This window comes from Enterobacter cloacae complex sp. SHL020 (genome assembly GCF_049236945.1).
GTDB lineage: Bacteria > Pseudomonadota > Gammaproteobacteria > Enterobacterales > Enterobacteriaceae > Enterobacter > Enterobacter dykesii.
In genome coordinates this window covers 396,370-409,059 of sequence record NZ_JBMKJF010000002.1, presented here as the reverse complement: position 1 = coordinate 409,059, position 12,690 = coordinate 396,370, and the positions used below count along the sequence as shown (strand labels likewise).

The window sequence follows — 12,690 nt, the reverse complement described above, 5'->3', positions numbered from 1 at the left end:
TTGTAACATTTATGAGAAGGCGAGAAATGGCGGGGAATTATCAGGCATTTCAGTGGCTAGACGTTAGAATTCTTTCCTTTTTTATAATCTTTTTAATTTCCGCAATGATACAAACTTTTTTTTGAAAAATAAGTAGCACCTCATTGACCTGATATTTTTATGACGCCTTTTTAGGTCCTGCCTTAATACCCTGATCGCTAAATAAAAAAACGCCGCATAGTGCGGCGTTTGTCTCTCATTGACCAGACCAGCAATATTATTCGCCGATCTTCGTCCAGGTATCACGCAGACCTACGGTACGGTTAAATACCGGTTTTTCCGCCGTGCTGTAACGGCTGTCCAGGCAGAAGTAACCTTCACGTTCGAACTGGAACGCTTTGCCCGCTTCAGCGGCTTTCAGAGAAGGCTCCGCATAACCCTGCTTGACCACCAGAGATTCCGGGTTGATGGTCGCCAGGAAGTCTTCCGCTGCACCTGGGTTAGGCACGCTGAACAGACGATCGTACAGACGAATTTCTACCGGCAGCGCGTGGGAAGCGCTCACCCAGTGAATAACGCCTTTCACCTTGCGGCCATCCGCCGGATCTTTGCTCAGCGTTTCAGCGTCATAGGAACAGAAGATGGTGGTGATATTCCCTTCCGCATCTTTCTCTACGCGCTCGGCTTTGATGACGTAAGCATTACGCAGACGCACTTCTTTTCCCAGCACCAGACGCTTGTACTGCTTGTTGGCTTCTTCGCGGAAGTCAGCGCGATCAATCCAGATCTCACCGCTGAACGGCACGTCACGGCTACCCATTTCCGGTTTGTTCGGATGGTTAGGCATGGAGACCAGCTCGCTTTCACCCTGTGGATAGTTTTCGATAACCAGTTTCACCGGGTCGATAACGGCCATCGCGCGCGGGGCGTTTTCATTGAGGTCTTCGCGAATGCAGGATTCAAGGGAAGCCATCTCGATGGTGTTGTCCTGCTTGGTCACGCCGATGCGTTTGCAGAACTCACGAATAGAGGCAGCAGTGTAACCACGGCGGCGCAGACCGGAGATGGTCGGCATACGTGGGTCATCCCAGCCTTCAACGTGCTTGTCGGTCACCAGCAGGTTCAGCTTACGCTTGGACATCACGGTATATTCCAGATTCAGACGAGAGAACTCGTACTGGCGTGGATGCACAGGAATGGTGATGTTATCCAGCACCCAGTCGTACAGACGACGGTTGTCCTGGAACTCCAGCGTACACAGGGAGTGCGTAATGCCTTCCAGCGCATCGCTGATGCAGTGGGTAAAGTCGTACATCGGGTAGATGCACCACTTATTGCCGGTCTGGTGGTGTTCCGCAAACTTAATGCGGTACAGCACCGGATCGCGCATCACGATGAACGGAGACGCCATGTCGATTTTGGCACGCAGGCACGCTTTGCCTTCTTCGAAGCCACCGGCACGCATTTTTTCAAACAGCGCCAGGTTCTCTTCCACGCTGCGATCGCGGAACGGGCTGTTTTTGCCCGGCGCGGTCAGCGTACCGCGATATTCACGGATTTCATCAGCAGACAGTTCGTCAACGAACGCCAGACCTTTATTGATCAGTTCAACCGCGTAGGCGTACAGCTGATCAAAATAGTCAGAGGAGTAGCAGATATCGCCAGACCAGTTGAAGCCCAGCCATTGCACGTCGTTCTTGATGGACTCAACGTATTCGATGTCTTCTTTTACTGGGTTGGTGTCATCGAAACGCAGGTTGCACTGTCCCTGGTAGTCTTGCGCAATGCCAAAGTTCAGGCAGATGGACTTCGCATGCCCGATATGCAGGTAGCCGTTCGGCTCCGGCGGGAAACGGGTATGAACTGTGGTGTGCTTACCACTGGCCAGATCTTCATCGATGATCTGACGAATAAAGTTACTCGGGCGGGCTTCTGCCTCACTCATCGTGGATTCCTCAAAGCGTAAACAACGTATAACGGCATATGATCTTATAAGCCGGACGTAGTGACAACCCTTAAAACGTCTCAGAGGAAAATAATGGGGGCTTTTGCTGCAAAAAAAAGCGGCGGAGGATATCCCCCGCCGCTTAAGGCATGACTCTACTCAGGAGCGATTACTTGCCTTTAATCTCGTACAGCGGTGTTTGACCCGCAACAACCTGACCTTTCGCCTGAATGACCAGGCCACTGAAGTCGTCGATGTTGCTGCAAACGACCGGGCTTATCATGGAGCGCGCGTTGGCGTTCAGGAAGTCCAGATCCATTTCCAGAATCGGCTGCCCGGCCACCACTTCAGCGCCCTCTTCCACCAGGCGAGTAAAGCCCTGACCGTTCAGCGCAACGGTATCGATACCCATATGGACAACGATCTCCGCGCCATTTTCGGTTTCGAGGCAAAACGCGTGGTTGGTGTTGAAGATTTTCACGATGGTACCGGCCGCCGGAGACACAACGGTTTTGTCCGTTGGCTTCACCGCCACACCGTCACCAACCGCTTTGCTGGCGAAGGCTTCGTCAGGCACCTGCTCAATCGCAACGACTTCACCGGTTACCGGTGAAACCAGCGCGGCTACCGTTTTGGCGTTCGGTACCGCCTGCGGTTTTGCGGCCGCTGGCGCGGCGGCAGGTGCGGCAGAAGCTTCTGCTGCGGCTACCGGACCAGTGGTTTTCATGGCGTTAGCAATTTTATCTGCCACGAAGCCGACGATAATCTGCACGCTGGTTTTGTTCAGGCGGATAACGCCGGAAGCACCCAGACGCTTGGCCAGCGCTTCGTTCACCAGGGAAGAGTCTTTGACGTTCAGACGCAGACGAGTGATACAGGCGTCGATACCGGTCAGGTTGTCAGAACCGCCGATAGCGGCGATGTACTGACGCGCCAGACCTGATACGTCCTGATCCTGAGCACCGCTCACGTTCACATCCTGACCATCCGCTTCGCTACCGGCCACGGCCAGTTCACGACCCGGGGTCATCAGGTTGAATTTGGTGATAGTGAAACGGAACACTACGTAGTAGATCGCGAAGAACACCAGACCTTGCGGGATCAGCATCCACCAGTGGGTCGCCAGCGGGTTACGGGACGACAGCACCATATCCACCAGACCGGCGCTGAAGCCGAAACCGGCAATCCAGTGCATGCTGGCAGCGATGAACACGGAGATACCGGTCAGCACGGCGTGGATCACATACAGAACCGGCGCCACGAACATGAAGGAGAACTCCAGCGGCTCGGTGATACCGGTGAAGAAGGCCGCAAACGCCCCCGCCATCATGATACCCAGCACTTTCGCTTTATTCTCTGGACGTGCGCAGTGGTAGATAGCCAGCGCAGCACCCGGCAGACCAAACATCATGATCGGGAAGAAGCCCGCCTGGTAACGACCGGTGATACCGACAACCGCTTTACCTGCTTCGATGGACTGTGCGCCACCCAGGAAGTTAGGGATATCGTTAATACCGGCAACGTCGAACCAGAATACGGAGTTCAGCGCGTGGTGCAGACCGACCGGGATCAGCAGACGGTTGAAGAACGCGTACACGCCCGCACCGACGGAGCCCAGTTTCTGGATGTGCTCACCGAAGTTCACCAGACCGTCGAAGATCATCGGCCAGACGTACATCATGATGAACGCGACAACGATCATCACAAACGAGGTCAGGATAGGGACCAGGCGGCGACCGCTAAAGAAGGAGAGCGCTTTTGGCAGCTCTACGCTGCTGAAGCGGTTATACAGTTCGGCGGAGATGATACCCACAAGGATACCGACAAACTGGTTGCTGATCTTCCCGAATGCCGCCGGAACCTGGTCCGCCGGAATTTTTTGGATCATGGCCACCGCTGCTGGCGAGCAGAGGGTGGTTAACACGAGGAAACCGACAAAACCGGTCAGCGCAGCGGCACCGTCTTTGTCTTTAGACATACCGTAAGCCACACCAATCGCGAACAACACGGACATGTTGTCAATAATGGCGGAACCTGACTTGATAAAGAACGCCGCCAGCGCGCTGGTATTACCCCAGCCGTTGGGGTCGATCCAGTAGCCGACACCCATCAGGATGGCTGCGGCAGGCAGCGTGGCGACCGGCACCATAAGTGCGCGACCAACCTTTTGTAAATAACCTAGAATACTCACTTTCTTCCCCCTATGAGACCCCGTTTAAGGCATGTTCTCAGCTCTGTTTTTTATTGTGTCACGAACTATAGATACAGTTGATGCTTCACTGGCATTGTGAGTGTGTGAAAAATTAATTCGTATCGCAAATTAAACGCGTACTTTTTGTGATTTTTGTCACCAAATATCGTTATTCACCCTCCCTTATACTGGCTAACAGCGAAAACTTATTTTATCATTCAAAAAATCAAGACGGATTGATCCGGCCTGAAAGTTTCCAGGTTACGCTTAAGTATCAGGTCCCGATAACCATCCGCCCACTCTTCTACTTTAACTCTTGAGGTGAACAATGAGACTGATTCCTCTGGCAACTGCTGAACAAGTCGGTAAATGGGCCGCTCGCCATATCGTTAACCGTATTAACGCCTTTAAACCGACCGCCGATCGTCCTTTCGTTCTTGGACTTCCGACAGGCGGCACGCCGCTGACCGCCTATAAGGCGCTGGTTGAGATGCATAAAGCAGGCCAGGTTAGCTTCAAACATGTTGTGACCTTCAATATGGATGAATACGTTGGCTTACCGAAAGACCATCCGGAAAGCTACCATAGCTTTATGCACCGCAATTTCTTTGATCACGTTGATATTCCATCTGAAAATATTAACCTGCTGAATGGAAACGCGCCTGATATTGACGCAGAATGCCGTCAATATGAAGAAAAAATCCGTTCTTACGGTAAGATCCACCTGTTCATGGGTGGTGTAGGCAATGATGGTCATATCGCGTTTAACGAACCGGCGTCATCTCTGGCTTCCCGCACCCGTATTAAAACGCTGACCCATGACACGCGCGTGGCAAACTCCCGCTTCTTTGATGGCGATGTTAACCAGGTTCCAAAATACGCCCTGACCGTTGGCGTGGGCACCCTGCTGGATGCCGAAGAAGTGATGATTCTGGTACTAGGTGGCGTGAAAGCGCAAGCGCTCCAGGCTGCCGTTGAAGGCAACGTAAACCATATGTGGACCATCAGCTGCCTGCAGCTGCATCCTAAATCAGTCATCGTCTGCGACGAACCGTCCACGATGGAGCTGAAGGTAAAAACGCTGAAATACTTCAACGAGTTAGAAGCTGAGAACATCAAAGGTCTGTAATTGAATAACCGCCTCTTCATCAAGAGGCGGCCGCTTTTTTTAACCGGGGGTCGTTATGTACGCTTTAACCCACGGTCGGATTTATACCGGCCATGACATTCTGGATGACCATGCGATTGTTATCGCTGATGGCCTGATTGAACGTGTTTGCCCGCTGGCAGAACTGCCGCCGGAGATTGAACAGCGCTCACTCAATGGAGCAGTAATCTCCCCCGGTTTCATCGACGTACAGCTCAACGGCTGCGGCGGTGTGCAATTCAATGACACCGCGGATGCGGTGACGGTCGAAACGCTGGAGATCATGCAGAAAGCCAACGAGAAATCGGGCTGCACCAGCTATTTGCCAACGCTCATCACCAGCAGTGATGACCTCATGAAGCAGGGTATCCGCGTGATGCGCGAATACCTGGGCAAACACCCTAACCAGGCGCTGGGTCTGCACCTTGAAGGGCCATGGCTGAATATGGTCAAAAAAGGGACGCATAACCCGAATTACGTGCGTAAACCGGATGCAGAACTGGTTGACTACCTGTGTGCAAACGCCGACGTCATTACCAAAGTGACGCTGGCGCCCGAAATGGCGGGTACGGATGTGATCAGCAAACTGGCTGGTGCCGGGATTATCGTTTCAGCAGGCCACTCAAACGCGACGCTGAAAGAAGCGAAAGCCGGTTTCCGAGCGGGCATTACCTTCGCAACGCACCTTTACAACGCCATGCCTTATATCACAGGCCGTGAACCGGGTCTGGTCGGGGCCATCCTGGATGAGCCAGACGTCTACTGCGGCATTATTGCTGACGGCTTACACGTCGATTACACCAACATCCGCAACGCTAAGCGGCTGAAAGGTGACAAGCTTTGTCTGGTGACGGATGCCACCGCACCGGCAGGTGCAAATATTGAGCAGTTCATTTTTGCCGATAAAACAATATACTACCGCAATGGACTGTGTGTGGATGAAAACGGTACGCTGAGCGGTTCCTCTTTAACCATGATTGAAGGGGTGCGTAACTTGGTTGAACATTGCGGGATTGCGCTTGATGAAGTCCTGCGTATGGCAACCCTTTATCCGGCTCGCGCAATGGGCGTGGATAAACAGCTCGGCGGAATTGCACCAGGTATGGTTGCAAACCTGACGGCATTCACACACGATTATAAAATTATTAAGACCATCGTTAATGGTAACGAGGTCGTCACTGAGTAAGTAAAAGTATGACACCTGGCGGACAAGCTCAAATCGGTAATGTCGATCTCGTTAAACAACTTAACAGTGCGGCGGTATACCGCCTGATTGACCAGCACGGACCAATCTCGCGAATTCAGATAGCCGAACAGAGCCAGCTTGCTCCCGCCAGCGTGACAAAAATTACCCGCCAGCTCATTGAGCGCGGTCTGATCAAAGAAGTCGATCAGCAGGCCTCCACCGGGGGCCGCCGCGCCATCTCCATTATTACCGAAACCCGCAATTTCCAGGCCATTGGCGTCCGTCTGGGCCGTCATGACACCACGCTCACGCTGTACGATCTGAGCAGTAAAGCGATTGCGGAAGAGCACTACCCTCTTCCGGAGCGCACTCAGGAAACGCTGGAGCATGCGCTGCTGAATACCATCGCGCAGTTTATTGAAAGCTGTCAGCGCAAGATCCGCGAACTCATTGCCATCTCCGTGATTCTGCCCGGCCTGGTCGACCCGGAAAGCGGCGTGATCCGCTATATGCCGCACATTCAGGTTGAAAACTGGGGGCTGGTCGACGCGCTGGAAAAGCGTTTTAAGGTGACCTGCTTCGTGGGCCACGATATTCGCTCTCTGGCGCTGGCAGAGCACTACTTTGGTGCGAGCCAGGACTGTGAAGACTCTATTCTGGTGCGCGTACACCGCGGAACGGGCGCCGGTATTATCTCTAACGGCCGTATTTTTATTGGTCGCAACGGTAACGTCGGTGAGATCGGCCACATTCAGGTTGAGCCTCTCGGAGAGCGCTGTCACTGCGGCAATTTCGGCTGCCTTGAAACCATCGCGGCTAACACCGCTATCGAGCAGCGCGTTCGTCATCTCCTTGAGCAGGGTTATCAAAGCCGCGTCACGCTGGACGATTGCAAGATAGGCACCATCTGCAAAGCCGCCAATAAGGGCGACGCGCTGGCCTGTGAGGTGATCGAGCAGGTAGGACGCCATCTGGGGAAAACCATCGCCATCGCCATTAACCTGTTTAATCCGCAAAAAGTGGTGATCGCCGGTGAAATTGTGGAAGCGGAAAAGGTGCTGCTCCCCGCCATTGAAGGTTGTATTAACACCCAGGCGCTGAAAGCATTCCGCCAGAACCTCCCGGTGGTTCGTTCAAAGCTTGATCATCGCTCGGCGATCGGCGCGTTCGCGCTGGTCAAACGCGCCATGCTCAACGGAATTCTGCTGCAGCATTTGCTGGAAAGTTGATCGGACCTTATAGTAACGCCTTCTTTTTTTGATGTCGGACTGTCCATGACCATTAAGAATGTAATTTGTGATATCGACGGCGTGCTGATGCACGACAACGTTGCCGTGCCGGGTGCTGCGGAGTTTCTACACCGCATCATCGACAAAGGAATGCCTCTGGTTCTGCTCACGAACTACCCTTCCCAAACCGGTCAGGACCTGGCTAACCGCTTTGCCACGGCGGGCGTCGACGTTCCGGACAGCGTGTTTTATACCTCGGCAATGGCCACGGCGGATTTTCTGAAGCGTCAGGAAGGGAAAAAAGCCTACGTGGTGGGTGAAGGTGCGCTGATACACGAGCTGTACAAAGCTGGCTTTACCATCACTGACGTGAACCCGGACTTTGTGATTGTCGGCGAAACGCGCTCCTTTAACTGGGAGATGATGCATAAAGCAGCATACTTTGTCGCCAGCGGCGCACGCTTTATCGCCACCAACCCGGATACGCACGGCCGTGGTTTTTATCCGGCCTGCGGCGCGCTGTGCGCCGGTATCGAAAAAATCTCAGGTCGTCAGCCGTTTGTGGTCGGTAAACCGAGCCCGTGGATTATTCGTGCCGCGCTTAACAAGATGCAGGCCCACTCTGAAGAAACGGTTATTGTCGGCGACAACCTGCGCACCGATATTCTGGCCGGATTCCAGGCGGGTCTGGAGACGATTCTGGTCCTCTCCGGCGTCTCTCAGCTTGATGACATTGACTCAATGCCGTTCCGTCCAAGCTGGATTTACCCCTCCGTCGATGAAATCGACATTATCTGATACCGAACCACGCCTCAGGGCGTGGTTTTTCATTTATAGCCTGCACAAATAAAACCTCATCTAATAAAAAGCACGTTTCATTGCATAATCATCAATAAAATAATTCATGACGTACTCTTTTTTCACTATTCCGCAATCACTATTGCACTATTTCCGTTTTCACCCGTAAAACGCTTGCGCGCCCAGCCCCTTTGCGGCATTTTCATAAGCAAGCAACATTACAAAGCAACAGTGTTAACGGAGAAGGTTATGTGTTCAATTTTTGGCGTACTGGATATTAAAAGTGACGCGGGCGAACTGCGTAAAAAGGCACTCGAACTGTCCCGCCTGATGCGCCACCGCGGTCCGGACTGGTCAGGCGTTTACGCCAGCGATAAAGCGATTCTGGCTCACGAACGTCTGTCTATTGTTGACGTCAACGCCGGTGCACAGCCGCTGTATAACGAGAAAAAAACGCACGCACTGGCTGTCAACGGTGAGATCTACAACCACCAGGCGCTGCGCGCCGAATACGGCGACCGCTACGCGTTCCAGACCGGTTCTGACTGTGAAGTGATCCTGGCACTGTATCAGGAGAAAGGGCCCGAGTTCCTGGACGATCTGCAGGGCATGTTTGCCTTCGCCCTGTACGACAGCGAAAAAGACGCTTACCTGATTGGCCGCGACCATATCGGCATTATCCCGCTGTACATGGGCCACGATGAGCACGGCAACTTCTACGTTGCCTCTGAAATGAAAGCCCTGGTGCCGGTCTGCCGCACCATTAAAGAGTTCCCGGCAGGCAGCTATCTGTGGAGCAAAGACGGCGAGATCCGCTCCTATTACCAGCGCGACTGGTTCGACTATGATGCGGTGAAAGACAACGTCACGGACAAAGCCGAGCTGCGTCAGGCCCTGGAAGATTCCGTGAAAAGCCACCTGATGTCCGACGTGCCCTACGGCGTGCTGCTCTCCGGCGGTCTGGACTCCTCCGTGATCTCCGCGATCACCAAGAAATTCGCGGCCCGTCGCGTGGAAGATCAGGAGCGCTCAGAAGCCTGGTGGCCACAGCTGCACTCTTTTGCCGTTGGCCTGGAAGGGGCACCGGATCTGAAAGCCGCGCAGGAAGTGGCGAACCACCTCGGCACCGTGCACCATGAGATTCACTTCACCGTGCAGGAAGGTCTGGATGCGATCCGCGATGTGATCTATCACATTGAAACCTATGACGTGACCACCATCCGCGCCTCAACCCCGATGTACCTGATGTCGCGTAAGATCAAAGCGATGGGCATCAAGATGGTGCTCTCCGGTGAAGGTTCTGACGAAGTGTTTGGCGGCTACCTGTACTTCCACAAAGCGCCAAACGCTAAAGAGCTGCACGAAGAGACCGTGCGTAAGCTGCAGGCCCTGCATATGTTTGACTGTGCGCGTGCCAACAAAGCGATGTCCGCATGGGGCGTGGAAGCGCGCGTGCCGTTCCTGGATAAGAAATTCCTCGACGTGGCGATGCGCATCAACCCGCAGGACAAGATGTGCGGCAACGGCAAAATGGAAAAGCATATCCTGCGTGAATGTTTTGAATCCTACCTGCCGGCAAGCGTGGCATGGCGTCAGAAAGAGCAGTTCTCTGATGGCGTAGGCTATAGCTGGATCGACACCCTGAAAGAGGTCGCGGCGAAACAGGTTTCTGACCAACAGCTGGAAACCGCGAGCTTCCGCTTCCCGTACAACACGCCGGGCTCGAAAGAGGCCTATCTGTATCGTGAAATTTTTGAAGAGCTGTTCCCGGTACCGAGCGCCGCGGAGTGCGTACCGGGTGGCCCGTCAGTCGCCTGCTCTTCTGCCAAAGCGATTGAATGGGATGAATCTTTCAAATCCATGAACGATCCGTCAGGACGCGCGGTAGGCGTTCACCAGTCAGCCTACAAATAATCACTCAGATCGCAATCAGGCCCCTCAGGGGCCTGATTTTTTTGCCTCACATTTCACCGTCTAAATCTGATTAATAACCAATAATTGCCGAATATTCGGCCACGCTGTTCGCAACCTAACCAAACAGTCACATTCCGGCTATTTTCGTTGAAAAAGGTGTTGACGCTGCAAGGGTCTATACGCATAATGCGCCCCGCAACGCCGATAAGGTAACGCGAAAAAAGATGGCTACGTAGCTCAGTTGGTTAGAGCACATCACTCATAATGATGGGGTCACAGGTTCGAATCCCGTCGTAGCCACCATCTTTTTTGCGGGAGTGGCGAAATTGGTAGACGCACCAGATTTAGGTTCTGGCGCCGCAAGGTGTGCGAGTTCAAGTCTCGCCTCCCGCACCATTCCCAGGTAAGCGTTGCACGGATGGGGTATCGCCAAGCGGTAAGGCACCGGTTTTTGATACCGGCATTCCCTGGTTCGAATCCAGGTACCCCAGCCATATTTCTTCGATTTTGCGGTTCTCCGCGGTATTGGGGTATCGCCAAGCGGTAAGGCACCGGTTTTTGATACCGGCATTCCCTGGTTCGAATCCAGGTACCCCAGCCATCGAAGATTGCAGTACTGGCTACGTAGCTCAGTTGGTTAGAGCACATCACTCATAATGATGGGGTCACAGGTTCGAATCCCGTCGTAGCCACCAAATTAAGATTGTCGATTTTTCGGTAATCAAGACAAATTGTTGGGGTATCGCCAAGCGGTAAGGCACCGGATTCTGATTCCGGCATTCCGAGGTTCGAATCCTCGTACCCCAGCCAATTTAAAAAGTCGTTAAGCAGTTTGTTTAACGCAATTGGGGTGTCGCCAAGCGGTAAGGCTCTGGTTTCTGATACCAGCATTCCGGGGTTCGAATCCCTGCACCCCAGCCACTTAAGTAACAAAAAAGCCCGCTCTGCGGGCTTTTTTGTTTTTGTTGTTCGACATTGTGCGGCCTGATGCCCTCACCCTGACCCTCTCCCACAGGGAGAGGGAAAAAAGATTACAGGCCAAGGGCGTACTTCAGCGCCTGACGCTTCAGACCACCGGCACGCTCCGCTGCCATCAGTCCAATATTACGCAGAATGCGCACCGGGGCTAAGTCATTGCTGAACCCGGCATAGAACAGATCCATTCCCGACTGCATAATAAAGTTATCCGCCATGCGTCGCGTCTGGTAACGCTTCAGGACCTGATGGCTGGCCCAGTTTTCCGCGTGCCCGCGGGCGCTGCTCAGCACATCCAGTAACGCATCGACATCACGGTACCCCAGGTTCACGCCCTGCCCGGCCAGCGGATGAATGGTGTGTGCTGCATCGCCCACCAGCGCCAGCCCTGCACGGGCATACTGCAAAGCGTGACGGCGCGTGAGGGGAAACGCCCCGGCAGCCACCGGCGTAACGTTGCCCAGACGGCTCGGAAAATGCAGGCGGATTTCCCGCTGCAATTGTTCCATTGAAAGCCCCTGCAGCTGGCGAATGCGCGCCGGTTTGTCGTACCAGACCAGCGATGCCCAGTTATCAAACAGCGGTAAAAACGCATGCGGGCCATTCGGGGTAAAGTGCTGCCACGTGCTTTCTCCCGGCGCATTCTCGCACTCGACGGTAATCAGCATGCAGGACTGCTCATACTGCCAGGCATGAACGCCAATTCCCGCCATCTGTCTGACCTGCGAGTTAGCGCCGTCCGCTCCGACGACGAGCTTCACGGCCAGTTCATCGCCGCTGTCGAGCGTCAGCAAATACCCGCTCTCGTGAGGATGCAGAGCCTTAATCGACGCCGGAACGCGCAGCGTCACCTTCGGGTGCGCCTCCAGCGCCTGCCAGAGCGCCTGCTGAAGCACGTTGTTTTCCACCATATAACCCAGGCGCGGCAGCTTCAGCTCAGCGGCATCAAACGCGACGTGGGCATTTTCCCACTCCCAGGTTTCAAGACGGCTATAGGGGTGCGCGCGCATCGCCAGCACCGCCTCCCAGACGCCCAGCCCGCGCAGCAGATCGACGGACGCCGCGCTGATAGCGGAAATGCGCACATCCGGTTTGCTGGCGGGATCGAAGGCCGGCGGTGCAGCCTGTTCGATTACCGTTACCTCAAATCCCTGCTGCGCCAGCCCCAGCGCCAGCGCGCCGCCGACCATACCGCCGCCGACAACGGCAACTTCGGTGTGTAGGAGTGTCATGGTCAATTTTCCTTATTGGAGAATCCCTTAAGTTTACCGGATTTTTGCGGTCCTGAGACACATAACCTTCATACTGGTCACAACCCCACCAAAG

8 protein-coding genes and 7 tRNA genes are annotated in these 12,690 nt (G+C 54.0%); 12 read left to right on the top strand and 3 right to left on the bottom strand.

What is annotated here, in order from left to right; all coding sequences use genetic code 11:
• Nucleotides 1-256: 256 nt before the first annotated feature.
• Complete coding sequence (gene glnS / locus ACOTZB_RS07045; protein ID WP_421626781.1) at nt 257-1,924, bottom strand: glutamine--tRNA ligase; 1,668 nt, start codon at nt 1,922-1,924, stop codon at nt 257-259.
• Nucleotides 1,925-2,093: 169 nt separating this feature from the next.
• Nucleotides 2,094-4,115 carry an N-acetylglucosamine-specific PTS transporter subunit IIBC gene (gene nagE / locus ACOTZB_RS07040; protein WP_421626780.1) on the bottom strand — a complete coding sequence of 674 codons (2,022 nt, stop codon included), beginning with the start codon at nt 4,113-4,115 and terminating at the stop codon, nt 2,094-2,096.
• Between the two features lie 328 nt (nt 4,116-4,443).
• Between nagE and nagB the strand changes: the two genes are divergently transcribed.
• From nagB to ACOTZB_RS06980, 12 genes are all read left to right on the top strand, one after another.
• Entirely contained in the window at nt 4,444-5,244 is an 801-nt protein-coding gene (nagB, locus tag ACOTZB_RS07035; RefSeq protein ID WP_023310765.1) for a glucosamine-6-phosphate deaminase, read from the top strand.
• A 55-nt stretch (nt 5,245-5,299) separates the two neighbouring features.
• Nucleotides 5,300-6,448 carry an N-acetylglucosamine-6-phosphate deacetylase gene (gene nagA / locus ACOTZB_RS07030; RefSeq protein ID WP_421626779.1) on the top strand — a complete coding sequence of 383 codons (1,149 nt, stop codon included), beginning with the start codon at nt 5,300-5,302 and terminating at the stop codon, nt 6,446-6,448.
• Nucleotides 6,449-6,456: 8 nt separating this feature from the next.
• Nucleotides 6,457-7,677, top strand: a complete 1,221-nt coding sequence (nagC, locus tag ACOTZB_RS07025) for a DNA-binding transcriptional regulator NagC (protein WP_021242995.1) — start codon at nt 6,457-6,459, stop codon at nt 7,675-7,677.
• A 45-nt stretch (nt 7,678-7,722) separates the two neighbouring features.
• Nucleotides 7,723-8,475: a ribonucleotide monophosphatase NagD gene (gene nagD, locus ACOTZB_RS07020; RefSeq protein WP_023310763.1), complete on the top strand. Its 753-nt coding sequence runs from the start codon at nt 7,723-7,725 to the stop codon at nt 8,473-8,475.
• Between the two features lie 249 nt (nt 8,476-8,724).
• On the top strand, nt 8,725-10,389 hold the full coding sequence (asnB, locus tag ACOTZB_RS07015) for an asparagine synthase B (protein ID WP_421626778.1): 1,665 nt from the start codon (nt 8,725-8,727) through the stop codon (nt 10,387-10,389).
• Nucleotides 10,390-10,615: 226 nt separating this feature from the next.
• Nucleotides 10,616-10,692 (top strand) — tRNA-Met (locus ACOTZB_RS07010).
• A gap of 8 nt (nt 10,693-10,700) precedes the next feature.
• Nucleotides 10,701-10,785 (top strand) — tRNA-Leu (locus tag ACOTZB_RS07005).
• A gap of 23 nt (nt 10,786-10,808) precedes the next feature.
• Nucleotides 10,809-10,883: transfer RNA gene (locus ACOTZB_RS07000), tRNA-Gln, on the top strand.
• 32 nt (nt 10,884-10,915) lie between these two features.
• Nucleotides 10,916-10,990, top strand: a tRNA-Gln gene (locus ACOTZB_RS06995).
• A 17-nt stretch (nt 10,991-11,007) separates the two neighbouring features.
• Nucleotides 11,008-11,084, top strand: a tRNA-Met gene (locus ACOTZB_RS06990).
• 40 nt (nt 11,085-11,124) lie between these two features.
• Nucleotides 11,125-11,199: transfer RNA gene (locus ACOTZB_RS06985), tRNA-Gln, on the top strand.
• 36 nt (nt 11,200-11,235) lie between these two features.
• Nucleotides 11,236-11,310: transfer RNA gene (locus ACOTZB_RS06980), tRNA-Gln, on the top strand.
• A gap of 110 nt (nt 11,311-11,420) precedes the next feature.
• On the opposite strand, the gene ubiF is transcribed toward ACOTZB_RS06980, so the two are convergent.
• The gene (gene ubiF, locus ACOTZB_RS06975) at nt 11,421-12,596 is read right to left on the bottom strand and encodes a 3-demethoxyubiquinol 3-hydroxylase (protein WP_421626777.1); all 1,176 of its coding nucleotides are present in this window, start codon (nt 12,594-12,596) and stop codon (nt 11,421-11,423) included.
• Nucleotides 12,597-12,690: the final 94 nt, after the last annotated feature.